This is a genomic window from Neobacillus niacini (assembly GCF_030817595.1).
In the GTDB taxonomy this organism is placed as follows: Bacteria; Bacillota; Bacilli; order Bacillales; family Cytobacillaceae; genus Neobacillus; species Neobacillus niacini_G.
Genome location: NZ_JAUSZN010000001.1, coordinates 4615739 through 4634379, shown reverse-complemented (window position 1 = coordinate 4634379; position 18641 = coordinate 4615739). Strand labels below are relative to the sequence as shown.

General features: G+C 41.8%; 20 protein-coding genes. 8 read left to right on the top strand and 12 right to left on the bottom strand.

Annotated features, from left to right (window positions below):
- Positions 1 to 110 precede the first annotated feature (110 nt).
- Together QFZ31_RS22070 and QFZ31_RS22065 are read right to left on the bottom strand one after the other, a co-directional pair.
- Positions 111 to 2270 carry a YhgE/Pip domain-containing protein gene (locus tag QFZ31_RS22070; protein ID WP_307306921.1) on the bottom strand — a complete coding sequence of 720 codons (2160 nt, stop codon included), beginning with the start codon at positions 2268 to 2270 and terminating at the stop codon, positions 111 to 113.
- 101 nt (positions 2271 to 2371) lie between these two features.
- Positions 2372 to 2938, bottom strand: coding sequence for a TetR/AcrR family transcriptional regulator (locus tag QFZ31_RS22065; RefSeq protein WP_307311725.1), 567 nt, complete (start codon positions 2936 to 2938; stop codon positions 2372 to 2374).
- A gap of 202 nt (positions 2939 to 3140) precedes the next feature.
- Here QFZ31_RS22065 and QFZ31_RS22060 point away from each other — a divergent pair, with 202 nt between their 5' ends.
- On the top strand, positions 3141 to 3278 hold the full coding sequence (locus QFZ31_RS22060) for a hypothetical protein (protein WP_307306919.1): 138 nt from the start codon (positions 3141 to 3143) through the stop codon (positions 3276 to 3278).
- Positions 3279 to 3574: 296 nt separating this feature from the next.
- On the opposite strand, the gene QFZ31_RS22055 is transcribed toward QFZ31_RS22060, so the two are convergent.
- On the bottom strand, positions 3575 to 3811 hold the full coding sequence (locus QFZ31_RS22055) for a hypothetical protein (protein ID WP_307306918.1): 237 nt from the start codon (positions 3809 to 3811) through the stop codon (positions 3575 to 3577).
- A gap of 228 nt (positions 3812 to 4039) precedes the next feature.
- Here QFZ31_RS22055 and QFZ31_RS22050 point away from each other — a divergent pair, with 228 nt between their 5' ends.
- The 4 genes from QFZ31_RS22050 to QFZ31_RS22035 all read left to right on the top strand — a co-directional run bounded on the left by QFZ31_RS22050 (position 4040) and on the right by QFZ31_RS22035 (position 10155).
- The gene (locus QFZ31_RS22050) at positions 4040 to 4183 is read left to right on the top strand and encodes a hypothetical protein (RefSeq protein ID WP_307306916.1); all 144 of its coding nucleotides are present in this window, start codon (positions 4040 to 4042) and stop codon (positions 4181 to 4183) included.
- A gap of 379 nt (positions 4184 to 4562) precedes the next feature.
- Positions 4563 to 6194 carry an SWIM zinc finger family protein gene (locus QFZ31_RS22045; protein WP_307306914.1) on the top strand — a complete coding sequence of 544 codons (1632 nt, stop codon included), beginning with the start codon at positions 4563 to 4565 and terminating at the stop codon, positions 6192 to 6194.
- 287 nt (positions 6195 to 6481) lie between these two features.
- Entirely contained in the window at positions 6482 to 9373 is a 2892-nt protein-coding gene (locus QFZ31_RS22040; protein WP_307306912.1) for a DEAD/DEAH box helicase, read from the top strand.
- A gap of 215 nt (positions 9374 to 9588) precedes the next feature.
- A complete protein-coding gene (locus QFZ31_RS22035; RefSeq protein WP_307306908.1) occupies positions 9589 to 10155 on the top strand; it encodes a CBO0543 family protein in 567 nt (188 codons plus the stop codon).
- Between the two features lie 44 nt (positions 10156 to 10199).
- Here QFZ31_RS22035 and QFZ31_RS22030 read toward each other — a convergent pair whose 3' ends face one another.
- Positions 10200 to 11270: a 3D domain-containing protein gene (locus QFZ31_RS22030; protein ID WP_307306906.1), complete on the bottom strand. Its 1071-nt coding sequence runs from the start codon at positions 11268 to 11270 to the stop codon at positions 10200 to 10202.
- 471 nt (positions 11271 to 11741) lie between these two features.
- Positions 11742 to 12137, bottom strand: coding sequence for a hypothetical protein (locus QFZ31_RS22025; protein WP_307306902.1), 396 nt, complete (start codon positions 12135 to 12137; stop codon positions 11742 to 11744).
- 220 nt (positions 12138 to 12357) lie between these two features.
- On the opposite strand from QFZ31_RS22025, the gene QFZ31_RS22020 reads away from it, so the two are divergent.
- On the top strand, positions 12358 to 12777 hold the full coding sequence (locus QFZ31_RS22020) for a helix-turn-helix domain-containing protein (protein ID WP_307306900.1): 420 nt from the start codon (positions 12358 to 12360) through the stop codon (positions 12775 to 12777).
- A 262-nt stretch (positions 12778 to 13039) separates the two neighbouring features.
- On the opposite strand, the gene QFZ31_RS22015 is transcribed toward QFZ31_RS22020, so the two are convergent.
- Complete coding sequence (locus QFZ31_RS22015; protein WP_307306898.1) at positions 13040 to 13315, bottom strand: hypothetical protein; 276 nt, start codon at positions 13313 to 13315, stop codon at positions 13040 to 13042.
- The gene (gene ssb, locus QFZ31_RS22010; RefSeq protein WP_179598525.1) at positions 13312 to 13701 is read right to left on the bottom strand and encodes a single-stranded DNA-binding protein; all 390 of its coding nucleotides are present in this window, start codon (positions 13699 to 13701) and stop codon (positions 13312 to 13314) included. The genes QFZ31_RS22015 and ssb overlap by 4 nt, the downstream gene beginning before the upstream one ends.
- A gap of 255 nt (positions 13702 to 13956) precedes the next feature.
- Between ssb and QFZ31_RS22005 the strand changes: the two genes are divergently transcribed.
- Positions 13957 to 14388: a YwpF family protein gene (locus tag QFZ31_RS22005; protein ID WP_307306896.1), complete on the top strand. Its 432-nt coding sequence runs from the start codon at positions 13957 to 13959 to the stop codon at positions 14386 to 14388.
- 84 nt (positions 14389 to 14472) lie between these two features.
- On the opposite strand, the gene QFZ31_RS22000 is transcribed toward QFZ31_RS22005, so the two are convergent.
- The 5 genes from QFZ31_RS22000 to spoIIID all read right to left on the bottom strand — a co-directional run bounded on the left by QFZ31_RS22000 (position 14473) and on the right by spoIIID (position 17608).
- Complete coding sequence (locus QFZ31_RS22000) at positions 14473 to 14814, bottom strand: hypothetical protein (protein ID WP_307306893.1); 342 nt, start codon at positions 14812 to 14814, stop codon at positions 14473 to 14475.
- A gap of 165 nt (positions 14815 to 14979) precedes the next feature.
- Entirely contained in the window at positions 14980 to 15405 is a 426-nt protein-coding gene (gene fabZ / locus QFZ31_RS21995; protein WP_307306890.1) for a 3-hydroxyacyl-ACP dehydratase FabZ, read from the bottom strand.
- A gap of 84 nt (positions 15406 to 15489) precedes the next feature.
- Positions 15490 to 15807, bottom strand: a complete 318-nt coding sequence (locus QFZ31_RS21990) for a DNA-directed RNA polymerase subunit beta (RefSeq protein ID WP_307306887.1) — start codon at positions 15805 to 15807, stop codon at positions 15490 to 15492.
- A gap of 270 nt (positions 15808 to 16077) precedes the next feature.
- Positions 16078 to 17079 carry a rod shape-determining protein gene (locus QFZ31_RS21985; RefSeq protein ID WP_307306886.1) on the bottom strand — a complete coding sequence of 334 codons (1002 nt, stop codon included), beginning with the start codon at positions 17077 to 17079 and terminating at the stop codon, positions 16078 to 16080.
- A gap of 256 nt (positions 17080 to 17335) precedes the next feature.
- Positions 17336 to 17608 (bottom strand): sporulation transcriptional regulator SpoIIID, encoded by a 273-nt coding sequence (gene spoIIID / locus QFZ31_RS21980; protein WP_007086083.1) that lies wholly within the window; start codon positions 17606 to 17608, stop codon positions 17336 to 17338.
- 574 nt (positions 17609 to 18182) lie between these two features.
- On the opposite strand from spoIIID, the gene QFZ31_RS21975 reads away from it, so the two are divergent.
- Positions 18183 to 18518, top strand: coding sequence for an MGMT family protein (locus QFZ31_RS21975; RefSeq protein ID WP_307306884.1), 336 nt, complete (start codon positions 18183 to 18185; stop codon positions 18516 to 18518).
- The last annotated feature ends 123 nt before the right edge of the window (positions 18519 to 18641 follow it).

Here is an 18641-nt window from a genome sequence, read left to right as displayed (position 1 = left end):
CTTTATTCTCTTGCCTGCATTTTTCCTTCATTTATCTGCATAATCAAATACATGCCAAACTACATAAAAAAACATTGGATCCGCAACCGCGAATCCAATGTTATCAAATCTTATGCTGTTTTTTCCACTAATCCAGCACTGCCCTGTTTACGTTTGAACGTAAATGCAAGGTAGATAAATGTAACAAGCATAAATCCAGCCATGTAGGCGAGCAAGATTATGTTATTTTGCCACATGTAAGCAAAGTCTCCGCTTGAGATGACGGCTTTAAACGCCTGGACGGTGTACGTCATCGGGAAGAATGCGTTAAATGGCTGCAGTGCCTCTGGAATTAACGCAAGTGGGAAGGTACCCGCGCTTGTCGTTAATTGCATAATTAGGACGAGAATGGCGATGAAACGGCCAACATCAGCTAGCGTCGTGACAAGCATTTGAATCAACGTTACAAACACCATGCTGGTGATAATCGTTGTCACAATAAACAACGGCAGACTTTGTACCTCGATACCTAAACCGACTAGTAACACAAAATCGACCAATAGTGCTTGAACAACACCGATTATGGTGATGACCCCTAATTTTCCGAAGAACCATTCTCTTGCAGAAGCCGGTTGAACGGCAGGTTCTCTTAATCCAAAAACAATAGAGATGATCAATGCACCGACAAAAAGCCCTAGTGACACGAAATATGGTGCAAAGCCGGTTCCGTAGTTTGGCACGTTGTTAATCTCTTTTTTATCAACCTTTACTGGCTCGCCCATCATATCATAGGTGTCATCATCCGCTTTAACACTGTTCGCAGCCTCTGCACCCTCAGATAGCTTCTCGTTTAATTCAGAGGTGCCATCCTGAAGCTTTTCTGTACCTGCTTGCAATTCAGTGGAACCTTCTGCAAGCTTACCAGTACCTTCTGTTATTTTATCCGCACCAGCAGATAACTCACCCATCCCGGCTGTCAGCTGGTTGGCGCCTGCATTAAGTTCGGTTGACCCTGTATAGAGCTGGTGGATTCCTTGTTGGAATTTCACCTGGTTTGCATTAATTTCTCCGATTCCACCGATTAATTGGTCAAAGACTGGATCGGTTTGTTTTTTCAATTGTGACTCTAAACCTGCAGTTGCTCCCTGCAATTGTCCATTTACCTGCGTTTTAAATTGCGTAAAACCCTGGTGCAATCCTGGCGTAATGGCTTGTGCCACCTGCTGTTGAACTTCTGTCTTATTAGGTGCAGTTGCAGTTTGCTGAGCCATAATTTCAGACACGGTTTCAGCTGGAACACCCTTGGCAATAAGCGCCCCGGCAAGCTCCTGCATTTTGGCCGTTTGCTGCGCAATCATTTGATCCGCGATCTGAGCTGACAATCCCGCATTCAACTGTGTCTCAAACTGATTAATACCCTCGTTTAACTTTTCCGTACTGCCAGATAACTGTGAACTGATCCCAGCAGCAATTCCAGCTGGTAACTCTTGTTTAATTTGCTCAGCACCCGATTGTGCTTTTGCGGTGCCTGTCACCAAAAGCGACAGCTTGTCATCCGCTTGTTGTAATCCTTGCTGGATGGCGGCTGTTCCTTTGGCGATTTCGGTTGTACCGGCTGCGGCGCTGTTGATGCCTTCTTCAAATTCGATTGATTTGCTTGCTAGGGTTTGAAGGTTTTCTTTGATTTGTCCGGCACCTTTGTTTAGTTCTGCTGAACCGTCATTGAGCTGGCCCGCTCCCTCACTGGCTTGTGCTAATCCATCGCCCATTTCCGTTACTTTTTCAAAAATGCTCTCGGAATACGTTGTGACGATTTCCTTTGAAATCTCAGCTTTGATTTCCTTCATCGCGGTTTCACCGATTTGCGCTGATAGGAAGTTTGCTCCTTCATTGGGCACATATTTGATTTGCAGCTTTTGCGGCTGATCCTCAAGCAGTGTGGTCGCATTTTTGGAGAAATTGCTCGGAATCTCTACTAAAATATAATACTTTTGATCCTCCAGGCCTTGGTAGCCCTGCTCTTTGTCTACAATATCAAAGTCAAAGGTTTTACTTTTCTTCAGATTATTGACCAGGTCGTCTCCTATTTGAAGTGTCTCCCCGGCGAGTTCTGCGCCCTCATCCTGATTGACAATTGCGACTGGCAGGTCGCTTAAATATTTGTACGGATCCCAAAACGCCCACAAAAACATTCCGGCATATAAGACTGGAATGAAAAGGATGGCGATGATGGGAACTAATACTTTACGATTGGTAAGAATCGTTTTTAACTCAGCTTTAAATCCTTTCATGTTCGCTACCTCCTGACTATTTTATTCAATTAGTCATTTTTATTTTTAAAAAAATACTGACCGTTTTGTTCAAATGGTCAATTTGCTGCAAAATAAAAGACTCATGCTAACAAGCCTTTTAATAAGTAGAGTTCAAAGAGCTTTGCAATCTCTTCTTTTTTTAATGGCGGGTTGTTCCTTTGCCAGTCAATCACCAAGGAAAAGTACATCTTCAGCATTACGAAGGCTGTGACCTCAGGGTCGCAGTCTTTAATTTCACCTTTATCGATTGCTTTCTGAATAATCCCCTTCATATATTGGATGATCGATTGCTCCACCCGCTGCATCGCTTCAACGACCGTTTGTGTGCCCATATCCCGTTCTTCTTGAATCAATTTTATCGTCAATTGATGCGATTCCCGAAACGCATGAATCCGGACTAACACATTGTTCACATTATCAAGTATCGAAGAGGTTTCATCTAGAACACTCTCCACTTCGAACCGGATATCTGCGATAAGCGAGTTGATAATATCATCAAATAACTCTTCTTTTGTTTTAAAAAAGGTGTAGATGGTTCCCTTCCCCACATTGGCTAACTTCGCAACCTGATCCATCGTCGTCGCTTTGTATCCAAACAAGGAAAAGGACTTCGCTGCCGCCTCAAGAATCAACTTCTTCCGATCAATCACTGCCAATCCACTCACCCCCAAAACTGACTAAAAAACTGATTTGGTCATTTGCACAAAAAGTACTATATCATAATGATTTTAGAATGGCAATATTATGTCGTTTTTCTGCAGATTTTGTCAAACGTTTTATGGAACTAAATTCTGTTTACTTACGTCTTATTGAGTAGAGATAAAAGGAAATAATTGGGGGATCATTTTAATGAAGAGGCTTTTAATTGCGTTGTTTATTGCGCTTGTTTTGTTTTGTGCTACAGGGGGGTTGGAACGATTTGCTTCTGACGTGAAGACACAGGAACCTGAGGTTACCCAAGAGATAAATTCAGTCGAAAGCTTATAATAAAAGGTTGCCAGTCCCAGTACCGTTGGGGCTGGTTTTTGCGTGTATGCCGTGACCATTTCTCAGATTTGGACATACCTTGTTAGTGGACAGGGGGCAATCTTGATGGGATTTCGACCAGATAATGGTGGTATTATCATCAGCAGCCACAGCAATTGGAGCGCCGTGTACCTCAGCTTGAATGCGAAAACCAACGGCAGGACGTGAAATTAACCAGCTTCAAAGAGAAGTAAATCAGCTCGAGCGCAGGCTCGAAAGATTAGAACGTGAATGTTGTGAGGACCAAATCCTGTTGATTACTCCGCCTTTTGCAGTTTTGGCTGCCTTTTTTGATGGTAAATTGTTTTCTCAATAAAGTTTCCTAGCACTCCTAGTAATAGTCCCAAAATGAGCCCACTAAAAACAGGCATATCCAGGATGGTTAGGACCCTATATTGATTCAAAAACGCAAAATCATGCCAAAATAGCCCGCAGTCCATTCCAACCACCATTCCAATAAAAAAGCCAGTTAGATGGGTCTTTTTTTCAGGCATGCTATTCATGCCTCTGTCTCATTATGCTCGTCCTCCCTTACCTATATATTACCTTTTGCACCATTAGTTTTGGGGGTACTCTAAAAAATCCACAGAATTTGGTATTTTAGTTATACCAAGATAATACCGACACAGGTAGTTAAAACTATATTTTATTTTTCATGTATAAGAGAATGATAGATTGGTAAAAATACTGATAGACAGTAATCTTAAGGGGGAAAGAAATCAATGGAAGAATCTAAATTACTATTATCACAGTTTGCTAGTGAGGAAGGCTTCGAGCTTAGTAAATACTTAAATCATTTGTTTGAATATGTCTCACACCAACTGGGACAAAATCCACCTTCCACCACAGAAGTGGAAAATACCTAAGCCCAGGCGTTGCTGAATGCCTGGGGTTTTTTTGTTTGTGGGATGGTGGCCGAGTTTAATTGGAACCTTAAAAATTTATTTCACAGGCTCTCTGTTAAAGAAAGATGTAGATTTTTCTCACCGGAATCCTTATGAAGGACTATACTTAATGAGATATCTTTTCATCATTTTTATTAAGGGCTAATCTCATTGGAATTCTCCGGCTTTGTCTTTCATCACTTTTTTTACCGTTTTTACTTATAACCTACAATGAAATTCAACAAAGCTTTTTGAATAAAAAAGCCTGTCTGGAATAGAAATCCTCTTTTCCCTCCTCGAATGGGCAATTTTTGGGTATAATATAGGAATATGGATTTTTTTAAAAAAGGGGGTCGTGGCTTTGGAGTCGACGACTGCTAATGAACGGATTGAACTTCTTTCAGAAGAGATTAAAGATTTGCTGCATCCGCATGCGGTCGATGATGTTAAGCTCGTTCAAAAGGGCTTAATGCTGTACCGGCAAGGGATGGTCAAGCAATTACAAATATGGAATGCCCAAATTACCGCAATGGTACAGGACGTGACGCCTTGCCATGTGAAACTGAATTTTTCCCATTTGTCTTTAAATAGTTGTACTTGTCCTCATGAGGGACTGTGCCGCCATCAGATTGCTGTATTTTTTGCCGCGTATTCACGAGTGGGCAGTGTCGCCGAGTGGGTTGCGGAGTGGCGCGAGCCGATGAAGGAGAAGAATGATGTTGCAAGCTGGGGGCTTCAAAAGGCCAAGGATTTGATTAAGGCGAACGGTGTGATGAAGCCGGATTACGCGCGCTGGGTCGAATCATTCGAGGTGAGCTTTGATACGATTCTTAATTCAAAGAAGTATTCGAGTCCTTTTATCATTGCGGAGCTCTTCAATATATACGAACGGCGGATTAAAGCGAGTGCTCCGGTGGAAAAGGAATGGCGGCTGCTCTATGAATTGGTCGGGATTGTTGTTTCGTTTAAAAAGCTTGCTGTCTTAACGGTGCAATCAGGGTTTGCTGAGGATGTCGTGAGACGCGCTTACCTTTCTGTGTTCCATAATTTAATCGAGGACGCCGATGAGCTTGTCTTGAAAATTGGTGTTCAATCGCTGCCGTTTGACTTTGATGAGTTTATTTTAAAATTAAAGGACGAAGTGTTTGAGCTGTTGACTGTTTCTTCGGACCTTGAGCAGGAACGGATCTATCTTTACCGTCTCCTTTGGACTAATCTTTTTAAGAAGAAGGAATGGCGTGAGCAAGAAATTGTTCTGATTAACGACCGGATGAAGTCATTGCAGGATTGGGAGAATCCGAATCCACTCATGGTTGCAGGTATTCATATCAGTATTTTGCAGCAAAAGGATGAGCTCGCGGTGGACTTGATTTCTAAAATTGACGATAAAGTGATTACTCCCTATATGCTTCATTGGATTGAACTATTGTCACAGACGAAAGCATGGAAACGAGTTGGACCGCTAATTGAGCTGTTTATTTCTAACCTTAAAGGATATTTAGACTTTCTGCGAACTTATCATTCCTGTGCTTCTTTTACCCGAACAGCATTGAAGGCGATTACTCCTTACATCTCAGAGAACGGGAAGGCTGAGTTATATGAGCGCGCGATGCTTTCAACTTTGCCTTACAGCTATACGGAATATGAACATACCCTGTTTGAACGCAAGCAGTTCGACAAATGGAGCGACCTCCAGGCGTTCATGGGCTGGAATTTCTATGACCTGCCAAGAGAGCGGGTGAAGGTAATTGAAAAAGAAAAACCGGAAGTGCTGCTCGGAATGCTGCACCAATCGGCTTTGAACGAAATTAATCAAAAAAACCGGTCCAGCTACAAAGCAGCGGTCCGGCACCTAAAAAAGCTGCGTACCCTATACAAAAAAACCAAACGCGTCGACGACTGGCAATACTTCCTCGACAGCCTAATGGAAAAAACCAAAAGACTCCGCGCCTTCCACGAAGAATGCAGACGGAGCAAACTTATAGAGGAATAGAGTGCAATTGGTGGTGCCTGTCACCGCTCGTGGACACTGTCTTTCTGTGGTGACAGGCACCGCCCGTGGACACTGTCCACCTCAGGCGGACAGTTTGATGAAGGTGACAGGCACTGGATCGACTTTTGTACATTTATTGCTGTGTTTTGTACACTTTTTGTGGTGTTATGTACATTTTTCGGATGGTTTTGGACATTTTTTAAGGGGTTTTGTACATTTAAACATTATTTGGAAATTGCAACCCCTAAATCCGAATTCCCCACCCAAGTAAAAGGAGTAACTTTACGATGCTGAAAACTAGATTTGTTAAGCTTCTGACAATTAAATTAGATGATGGCCGTTATCTGCTGGCTGCTGAGGATGAACATGGGCATGGATTACCGCCTTCTGAGTGGAAGAATGTGTTGTTCAGCCGCCATGATGAGAGCTTTTTTGGCACACTTCTGGAGAACGAGTCGGTTGATGGCATCGAGGGTGTGGTGGTGACTGGCTGGCACCTTGTTTCTCTTTTTGCAAAGGAGTCGTTCAATCGGTTTATTGACTGGGACTGGGATGACCAATCGGAGATTTGCCTCGCTGCTGCTCACTCTCTCCATGAAGGGATTCTCGAGAAAGATTGGCTTCCCGACTTCTCGGTTTGGGAGAATGGCGACTTCCGCTGGCAGCTCCCCGTTCGTGTGATGGATGAGTTTGACCCTTCTTTCTGGGAACAGGCTGTCGAAACACAAGGTGAAGAGGCGGAAACGGTAAAAGCATTTATTTCTGATTTGTATGACCATGCCTTGGACGCTTACTTGACGCGAAATGCTTCGATGAAGGAGTTGTTTGGGCCAAAGCTTGCTTTATTGAGAAAACAAGGTATTTCTGGCGCTGAACTGGCTCGCTATTTTGATGAAGAAACCTGGCTTGAATGGGTTGGAATTAAGGAGAACGACACCCCTTTTACGATTGGATTAAGGTTAGAGGAACCCTTAGATGGCGAAGGACCTTGGAATCTGGATGTCTTTTTACGAGGTAAGAAAAATGTCGACGATGTTTATGGCTTGGACGCAAAGATTCCGGCACGGTGGAAACCATTTTTGGAAAGAGTTGACCGTGAGCAAGGGCGCTGGGCAAGGTTAATCCCTTGGCTGAGTGAGGACGGAAACACATTGAAATCGGGACTCACAGAGGAAGAAGCGTGGATGTTTTTGACGGAGGCCAGTGAAACCCTCGTTGCGCTGGACGTGGAGATCCTCCTCCCTGCTTGGTGGCAGGCGATGAAGAATGCCAATTTAAAGGTGAAGGCATCGTTAAAAGGCTCCTCCAGTCATCGTCCGTCATTTGTCGGGCTGCAGGCTATGCTTGATTTCAACTGGCGTTTTTCGATGAACGGTGTCGACCTGTCCGAGGAAGAATTCGGCCAGCTTGTCGAAGAGAAACGTCGACTCGTGTTTATTCGCGGGCGTTGGGTGAAACTGGATCCAGGCTTCATTCGACAAATTCAGGACTTGATGAAGCGCGCCGAGAAGGAAGGCTTACATGTAAGGGATTTGCTCGAGCAGGAACTGGTTGAGACGCCTCTTACGGAAGATGAGCTCGAAAACCCAAAAGCCTTTGCTCGGATTCAAATTGAATTGAACAGCCAATGGAAAAAGATGATTAAGCAGCTATCTGAAGCACATGAGATCCCGCTCGAAGAAGTTCCTGCTGGGCTTCAGGGCGAACTTCGTCCTTACCAGCAGCTGGGAATGAGCTGGCTCTGGTTCCTGCGACAATACGGATTTGGTGCTGTCCTTGCCGATGACATGGGGCTTGGGAAAACAGTGCAACTAATCGCGTATCTTTTGAAGGTAAAAGAGGAAATCGGGGCGATTCCTGAAATGGTGACTGGCACCGAGGACGGAACGGATTCTAAGAAGGAAAAAACACCAGTTAAGGCTGCTTTGATTATCTGCCCAACTTCGGTTCTTGGTAACTGGCAGAAGGAGCTTGAGCGTTTTGCTCCTGAGATAAATGTGTATTTGCATTACGGTTCTAACCGCTTGAAAGAAGAAGCCTTTAAGGAAAAAATCAAAGATGCTGATGTTGTGCTGACTTCGTATGGGTTAAGCCATATGGACTCTGAGGAGTTTGAGTCCATCCTGTGGAGTTCAATTTCGATTGATGAGGCACAGAATATCAAAAACGCCGGTACCAAGCAGTCACGGGCGGTGCGGAGACTCCGCGGGGGACATCACATCGCCTTGACCGGTACTCCGATGGAAAACCGATTATCTGAATTGTGGTCGATTTTTGATTTTACCAATCATGGCTATCTTGGCAGCTTGGGGCAATTTCAGAAGAAATTTGTCATCCCGATTGAAAAGGATGAGAAAAAGGAAAAGGTCAATGAGCTGCAATCATTAATCCGTCCATTCCTAATGAGGAGGACGAAAAAGGACGAAGAGGTGGCACTCAATCTCCCTGACAAACAGGAGCAAAAAGAGTACTGCCCGCTTACAACTGAGCAGGCCTCTCTATATGAGCAGTTGGTCCGTGATACTTTTGCTGAAATTGAAAAGCTGTCAGGTTTTGAGCGCAAGGGGTTAATCTTACAAATGCTCAGCAGACTGAAGCAGCTTTGCAATCACCCTGCTCTCTATCTCAAAGAAAAATCAGCAGACAGGCTGCTCCTAGATCGCTCAAATAAATTGGAGAAGCTTGTCGACCTTGTTGATGCTGTTTTAGACTCAGGCGAAAGCTGTCTCATTTTCACGCAATATATCGAAATGGGCGAAATGATTCGTTCGACAATTAAGAAGAAGTTTGGGGTGGAGGTGCCGTTCCTGAACGGAAGTGTACCAAAAACGCAGCGTGACGATATGATTGAGCGGTTCCAAAATCAGGAGTTCCCGGTGTTCTTGCTTTCATTGAAGGCTGGAGGAACGGGGCTGAACTTGACGGCAGCAAATCACGTTATCCACTATGACCGATGGTGGAATCCAGCAGTTGAAAATCAAGCCACAGACAGAGCGTACCGTATTGGCCAATCCCGCTTTGTACACGTGCATAAACTCATCTGTACCGGTACACTGGAAGAAAAAATCGACGCCATGCTTGAGAAAAAACAGCACCTTAACGACCAAATCATCCAAAGCGAAAACTGGATCACTGAACTCTCCACCGACGAACTAAAAGATTTAGTTTATCTAGGATAGCAGGTTGGTCCAATTGGGATAATTTGGCTAATTATACAGTGATGTATATTTGGTGCCTGTCACCCACCTACGGTGGTGATAGGCACCGGCAATGAACCAGTCCTAAGACTGTTTTTTTTGTTGTTATTGATTCGTTTACTTTTTTGAAGGGTATACATTCAGTGAAGGGATTAAATACTAGTGTACATAGACGTTACATTATATGAGGTTGTTATATGGCCACTAAGGAAAAAATCATTGAACTAATCGATAAGAATCAGAATGGGATTGAACATTTAATTGATAAGAAGATACAAATTTGGACCGATTATGTTCTGTTTTCTGGTTTATGGTGGATGGGTGTCGGATTATCCATTATTCCTTGGATTATTTGGTTTGTTATTAGAAAAAGGGAAAGTACAGACCGCCTTTTGTATACTGCCTTTTATATTATGACCATTGCTGTGGTTTCGGATATCTTAGGTGATCAGTTAGGATTGTGGCATTATCGATATCATGTGATCCCTGTGCTTCCCACCTATTTTCCCTGGGATGTTACCTTAATGCCCCTTAGCATAATCACTTTAATCCAGATAAAACCTAAAATGAATCCATGGTTTAAAGCTGTTGTCTTTTCGCTTCTTGCTTCTTATGTTGCGGAGCCATTTTTTGATTGGTTAGGGGTATATGAACCGAAACACTGGCGCTATAGTTACTCTGTTCCTCTCCAAATTATTTTTTACATGAGTGCACATGCCCTAAGTAAACGAAATCAATTTTCAAAATTGACCATTGAAAAGTAAAAAGAGATCTAACATTTTTGATGTCAGATCTCTTTTATCATGTATTAGTTTAAAATAACGACTTTCACGGTTTTTCTGCCCCACGCAATGGCATGTGCATTGTCTGGCATTACCACATCGATTTTATGACCTTTGATTGCGCCGCCGGTGTCTCCTGCTATGGCTACACCATAGCCTTCTACCCATACTTTAGATCCCAATGGAATTACAGATGGATCAACCGCAATTAATTTGATATTTGGATTTTCTTTAATATTATGGCCCATGTACGTAATATTTCCAGCTGATTGCCAGCTGTATGCAGTCGCCGTGACATACATTTCTGTACCTTTTGTACCAGCTGGTGCTGGCGTCGCAGCTGGTGCAGGAGCGTTTGCCGCTGCGATGGCTCTCGCTGCTGCTTGTTCCTGACGAACCTTCTCTTGTGCCGCTTGTACCTGTGCTTGAATTCCAGCCATTTCTTCATTCGCTTGACTATATTTTTGTTGCATTACTGTTAAGGATTCTTGTCTCTTTTGTAAATTAAGATCAAGTTCAGCTTGGTGTTTGGCAAGGTTTTCTTGTTCCACTGCCAGCTGTTCTTCTTGCTCTGCAATTACTTTTACATTTTCTTCAATTTTCTTAAGATCGTTTTCTTGATCCTTAATAATATCATTATCTGCGTTAAACAGAGTTGTTACTGCGCTAGCACGTTGAATAAGGTCTGCGACACTCTTAGATTCTAGGATGACATTGATCGCAACATTTAGTTTTTCATCCTCTTGTAAAGCCACTAACCTGCTTTTCATCACATCTTTACGGTTATGGATTTTATCCTCAAGGAAAACAATTTCCTCTTTTTTCTGTTCGATCAACTGACGAGTTTCATCAATTCTCTTCTGAGTTTCTGCTAAGGCTTCTCTATTTTGTGTAATATACGTTTGAAGTTCTTCCATCTCTTTATTAAGCTTTTCAATTTCTTGGTTAATAGAGTTCTTCTCATTTGCCTTTTGTTCAAGCTCTTGCTCCACATTATGTAGCGCTTCCTTACTTGATTCTGCATGTACCACAACAGTACCTGACACCATTATTACGCATGTTAGAACTACGAAAATCATACGCCTTACAAGTTGCATACGGTTTTCCCCCTTCTCTATTAATCTATTTATACCATGACAATGTACCAGTTATATTACAAAAATGTTAAAACTCTATCACAAATTGTCATATAACAGTGGAAAACAGTGGAAAACAATACAAACAGATGAGAAATAGAGGTAATTATTGCGGTGCCTGTCACCACGCGTGGACATTTTGCCTATTTTGTCCACGTGGGGTGGACAGTTTGTTTCTGCATGTAATTTTTACGCGATGAGGTGGGAGATTTTGAGGTTTTTGTACGCGCAAAAAAGGGGGAAAGAGGTTTTTTACTGTTATATATGGAGTGGTTTTGTCAAAATTGTGAAATATATGAGGCATTATGAATTTGGTTAGTATTAATCTAATATAGGGATGCGAAGCAAATGTGAAAAGAAGGCTTCGGATTGCATCCAAAGCCCTTTTAACATGTTATATGTTTGTCATCATAAATCTTCCATCCATTAGAATTAGACTTCCAGTTTCTCCTGAGCTGACAAAACCCTTGGGTTTTCTTTCTCACGTAATCCAACTCTTTTTCTCCATAAAGGCATTATAAAAGCGACTTTGTTGTCTTCCATAATGGCAAAGTTTGTGAAGATATCGTAGGCGTCTTCCTCGGAAAGCGGCCTCTCTCCTTCGATCAGCTGCAAGGATTGGTGGTGACAGTTAAATTGGGAGTTCGTCTCACGGATGTGGATAGTAACTCTAGATTGGTGAAGAGGGATAGAATGGTACGAATGTTGTGAAGATGGGTGGAAAGATTTTTTTGAGAGTAGCATGGCATCGTAGAATTCTGGTTTTCCTTTGATACGCATTTCTAAGGTACTCGGCCGTTCCCCAATAAATATTAATGAATTTGGCATTATTTATTTAACCTCCATTGAGACAAATATTTACATCAACATTTATTATTCGACAATAATTTTAATATTCCTTTTTTCTTCAAATAGATTGAATCCATATTAAATCTCATGTGTGCCTTTGCTTCACGCAAATCCCCGTGCACATCACTCACAATCGAACTATGACATTTCTTTTACCGTTAAGTTAAAAACAACAATTGTTTTATTGGCGGTGATGAATATGTCTTTATCGGAAAAAATGCGCAAGCTGCGCGACAGTCGTAATTGGTCCCAGCATACTCTAGCGGACATGATGAATATGAACCGCTCCACGGTGAGTCGGTACGAAACAGGAAAAAGCATTCCCACCTACCAAACGGTCATCCGGTTTGCGGACCTTTATCAGGTAGACAAGGAATATTTAGTGGAGGAACTAGATCAGTTGCTTCCGAAAACTGAATCGCCTGGTTATATGACAAAGGAAAGCCTAGAGGATCCTGATTTGGACATCATCCTCCAACTGCTCCAGCAAGAGCTTGAATTGGAAAGGAACTTACTAGATATCTATCTCATGCCGCCAAAAAGGCGTGCGTTTTTTATGGATTTATTAACCTATCAGATTAAAGCTAGTAAAAAACATAAAAAATATTTAAAAAAGTAGGCCGCTGATCGAGTATCAGCGGCCTTGAAAAATAAAACACAGGGGGTTTTGTACTAGTTTACCCGACAAGAAAAAAATTATACACGCTTTATGAACAAAAAAATTCCGGCGCTGCCTGGCCGGAAATGGGGACTATTTTGGAGGGTATCGATTTTTCTTTTAAATAAGGAACCTCTGCTATCGGGGGAAAATGTTTAAAAAAAGGAACGATTTTAGTTTTACCAAAAAATAATCCTAGTTACGACGTCAACAGACGAAGTTTTTAAAAGTGTGAGATATGGTCGTGAATTTCGGATGGTGTTTGTGTATAGTGATGTGTGGGGTAGGTTCTGATCGGGCTCCAATCTCTTTCCTTTAGCTGCCCTTTCATAATCCATTCTAGCTGGCTGATTCGTTTCTTTTGATTGTTCATGTTTTCATTGATCTCAGTGATCTTGTTTTGTAGATTGTCATTATTCTTATTGGCACGGCCAACCATTTTTATCAAACTTTCAAGCAGCTGTTCTAAACTGGCGGCGACATCATCTTGATGTGTCAAAATGGCAGCTCCTCCTTCGTCACTGTAACCGTAACGGGTGTTGGCGGTTCAGCCTGTGTGTAGTTTGGCTTTGCGCCTAAGAAACGAATCGATTCGGCTACCACTTCTGTTACATACACACGCTTTCCCTCTTTGTTATCATAATGCCGGGTTTGCAGCCTGCCGGTAACTCCAACAACGGAACCCTTTCGACAGTATTGGACAGTATTCTCAGCAGGTTTTTTCCAGATTGTGCACTGAACAAAGTCTGCTTCTATTTCTCCATGCTGGTTACGAAATTGACGGCTAACTGCCAATGTCACAGTAGTAACAGGCAGCCCATCACTTGTTTTTCTCAATTCTGGATCCCGCGTCAGCCTTCCAACAAGCGTGACTTGATTGATCATACAATTTTCTCCTCTCCTTTTGATGGCTTTATCATAGACCTTCTCGACCTTGGTGTAAAATACTGAAATTAGGGTTTTGATGTTATTTTTTGCTTCAAAATTGATTTTTCACCTAAGCCAAAATATCATAATGAAGGGATATTTTTTTAACAAAAGGCTTATTTGCAAAAAACGACAAATATTTTTCGACATTTGTTTCCAGAACGGATATGTTATAATTTAGAAAATGAGATCGAGTAAGAGGAGGTATTGCCGATGAAATCCTTTAAATTAGTCGCTTTGGAAGTTGTGGAGGATGGAAATTCCGTTGAAATCCCATTAGAGGATGGATTAATTATCAATAAAGAAAATGAAAGTGCTAGCTGGCTGCTTGAAGCCTATACCGATTTATCCCTTTATGACTACTTCCAAAAAATCCACGAACAAAGCCGCGAGGTGATTGTACAAGCGGTAATTACCAAACGCGAAAATGATCCCGCCTATTTCCAAACTAAAATTGCATCACTCAACAAATTTCAGAACCACATTAGCGTCTTGTTTGAAGGCCGTCTGCGCCGTAACAGAAGTGATTACTCAGAACTCCTGCTCGACAGCCTGCTCGAAAAGGGCCTTGGCGGTCAGGCATTACTAGAAGAATTTAGGGACAAAATGAAAAGCAAACCAAAGCTAAAAATGAAGCACGATTAATAAAAGGGCAGGCTGCAATGTACTGTTCCCCAAAAGTTAGAGTGACTTTTGGGGTCACATGACATGAGCCTGCCCCTTTGCTATTTATCTGTCTTTATTGTTACGATCGTTTGCGTCACGGTCGTCTTCGATCATATCTTCACCAGGTGTGTTTCTGTCTCTCATCATGTCTTTGTCAGTATCAGTGTTGATATCATTGTTGCGGTAATTAGTGTTGTTGTCGTTTAACCCGTTATTGTTGTTACCATTGTTTCCGTTACGGTTTGGTCCATTGTTGTTGTTATAACGTGTGTTCTTGTTATTTAATCCGTTGTTGTTGTTGTTACCATCTAAGTTGTTATCATTATCAAGTGGTGTATCCACTTCATCGTTTGTCGGCGGTGCAGGATTTTGATCATCATCATTATTATTACAACCCACTAACACAGACCCTGACAGAAGTGCACTTGCTAGTAAAAAAAACAGCTTTTTCTTCAAACGTAAAAGCCCCTTTCAATGTGAAAAATATTGACCCTTTTATCGGTCTTAAGTTATTTTCCCCAAGTATGAAAGGACTATTACAAAAAAAAAAATAATCGGAGAAATCCCCGACTATTTTCCTAATGCAAACGTGATTTCCGCTTCACATGCGATTTCTCCATCAACCGTAGCAACTGCTTTTCCTTTTCCAATTGGACCACGCAAGCGAATGATTTCGACTTCAAGTCGCAGTTGGTCACCTGGCTTAACTTGTCTTTTAAAACGACAGCCATCAATTCCAGCAAAAAATGCCAGTTTGCCGCGATTTTCTTCTTTTTTCAATACCGCAACTGCTCCCACCTGTGCAAGCGCTTCAACAATTAGCACACCTGGCATTACCGGATAGTCAGGAAAATGACCATTGAAAAATTCTTCATTTGCCGTTACATTTTTAATTCCGACAGCCTTAACTCCTTCTTCAACCTCTAAAATTTTATCTACAAGCAAAAATGGATAACGATGGGGAATAATTTCTTTTATTTGTTGCACATCTAACATTTTTAGTACCTCCTCATAGGAACAGATATATACATTTTACTATTAAGAGCATACAAAAAGGAAGAGCCACTGGCCCTTCCTCGTTTATTTTTTTTCAACTAAATCAATAATATGTGTCCAAGTGGAGCCTCTTAACACATCTCCCGCATCCCCATTACCGAGCACACCATAGCCAATCGCGGCACCTGCTACCATAAAAACACCAGTAAAAATAACCAAAAGAAGTATTCTAAGCCAAATTGGGATCAAACGGATACGAATCCTTTTATTTGCAACTTCAGCTTTTTGGGCTTTTTGAGCAACTTTAGAAGTCTTTTGAGTGGTAGTATCTTGCTGATCTTCACCTTTTGCCTTTTTATACTCTTCCCTCGTCTTCACCTGGTTTAGATGATTTACTGACATCTCTTATTCCCCTTTAACCGAAATCTGTCTATAGTAATTGGACATATAGTGTGTCCATTCTTCTGCTGTTTTTTTCGTTTTACCTAATATTATACTCTATTTTATAAAAAAATTAGGGAATAGACAGTATTTTTTTGCAGAAAAAGTATTTCCATGGCAAAAAGTGGCGAAAACTTTTAGTTGCGGTGGGGTTTTTCACACCCTCACAACATAAAAAAAGTCCAATGATGAGATCATTAGACTTTTTCAATGGTAAGATGTCCTACCTTATTAGCCAAACTTTCGCTTCTGAATGCGGTCAATGTTGTCTAACATGATGCCTGTTCCAATTGCCACGCAGTCCATTGGGTTTTCGGCCACTAAGACTGGTACTTTGAGCTCGTCTGCAAGCAATGCATCGATTCCGTGCAGCAAAGCTCCTCCGCCGGTTAAAATAACGCCGCGGTCAATGATATCTGCTGAAAGTTCTGGTGGTGTGCGCTCTAAGACGCTCTTAGCTGCCTGAACAATCACAGAAACCGATTCGCGTAAGGAACCTTCAATTTCTTCTGAATGAACGGTAATCGTACGCGGTAAGCCGCTGACCATGTCCCGTCCGCGAATTTCCATTTCTTCCGAGCGTGATCCTGGAAATACGGTACCAATGTTGATTTTAATATTCTCAGCTGTGCGTTCCCCGATCAATAGCTTGTACTCACGCTTGATGTGATTGAGAATTTCCATGTCGAACTTGTCGCCGGCCATTTTAATGGAGGAAGAAGTAACGATATCGCCCATTGAAAGAACTGCTACATCTGTTGTTCCACCGCCGATGTCGACAACCATGTTACCGCTCGGCTGGAATATATCCATACCTGCGCCAATCGCTGCCACCTTCGGCTCTTCTTCTAAGTAAATTTTCTTGCCGCCGCTTTTTTCTGCCGCTTCTCGAATTGCTTTTTGCTCAACGCTTGTGATATTCGTTGGACAGCAAATCAGAATACGCGGTTTGGATAAAAAGCCCTTTACGTTCAACTTATTAATAAAATGTTTTAACATTGCTTCTGTTACGTCAAAGTCAGCGATAACTCCATCTTTTAATGGGCGGATCGCGACGATGTTTCCAGGTGTACGTCCAACCATGCGGCGAGCTTCCTCACCAACAGCTAGAACACGATTCGTATTTTTATCTATTGCTACGACCGATGGCTCATTCAATACAATTCCGCGGCCTTTAACGTGGATTAACACGTTAGCCGTTCCCAAATCAATCCCTATATCCCTAGCAAACATTCTCTTTTCTTTCCTCCTTGAAACGGTCATACTTTCCTAATTGCTAATTGTACCATATTCCATAAAAATTCCATACTATTATCCCAAATAACATAGAAATTTGTCGGAAAAAATTTCTTGAAAGAGAATGCCCGCCTTTTTAGCCATTAAAAATGGCCCTTTCCCCGACTTTCTTAGAATGCACCAAGAAGTCATTTGAAAATGGCCATTTTAAACATTTTTTGCATGTCTGCAGAGATACCTTCTGAAAGCCGGCCTACTTAACAGCCTCACCTTCTTTTTCTTCCTTCTGGTACTTCATTTTCGTCGCTTCTCCACCCCGGAGATGTCTGATCGATTTATGATAATCTAAAATCTCTTTTACCTCATTTGCCAGTTCAGGATTAATTTCAGGAAGCCTCTCTGTTAAATCTTTATGGACAGTACTTTTGGATACGCCAAACTCCTTCGCAATGACACGAACCGTTTTTCTCGTCTCCACGATATACTTTCCAATCTTGATAGTTCTCTCTTTGATGTAATCGTGCACACCACTCGCCCTCCCTAAATTGGATGTGAGAAGTGCGAAATGAGACCCGCTTATCACTAAGACGAAATACTGCAACCGCATGCTGCATAAACTAAGCTAACCCTCATGCGCCAGAAAGCTTGCTGCCCTCTGATCGATACGATGAATAATCATGTCCCCAACTAATTCCACAAAAGCCTCAAACGACTCTTCACCTCAAACACTCTCTTTGTAAAGGTTTGTAACCATTTTATTAGCTTGGATACGGGAATATGCACGAATTATCCAACAAGGACAAGGTACCTTTTTAATTTTTTGAAAAATCGGACATTAAAATCGAGGAATGGTACCTATTGCGCATTTATCGACACAGCCGCGAAAAAGCTGAAATCCGTGACGTAATTGGATTTTTAACGCAACGGGAATGATCTCCAAAATTATTTCCTGAGAAATCTGTCGATACAAAAAGTCGAATGAAAATTTTTCAAAAAAGAATTTTTTTCACTTATAAACCCGTTTCAGCAATCATTTTTCCACTGTGTTTTTAAAAAAATATTATATAATGATGTGAATTAGACGGAAAGGATTTCGAATAATGCAGCCTTTTACAGAAAAAGTCGTAGAAATTATTAAAAATATTCCCGAAGGCAAAGTCATGACCTATGGACAGATTGCAAGAGTAGCCGGGAGCCCGCGTGCTGCACGTCAGGTGGTTCGTGCTCTACATTCGATGAGCAGGAAGTACAACCTTCCTTGGCACCGTGTAGTCAATAGTAAAGGCCAAATCGCCCTTCAAGACGATGACTATCACGAGCAGCTATTTTCGCTAGAGAGTGAAGGTGTCGAAATTGGTATAGAGGGCAAAATTGACTTAGCCAAATATCAGTATCATCCGAGTGAAAGCGATGGCGAAGGACACTTTTTTCAATAAAAATGAACGTTATTGCCACCAAAAATCATATAGGACTTTCGCTTCACCGACCAACTTTCACAAATGTCAAAAGTCTGTAATGAGGCCATTTCCAAAAAGTTATCAACTCAGAAAAAAAATCCA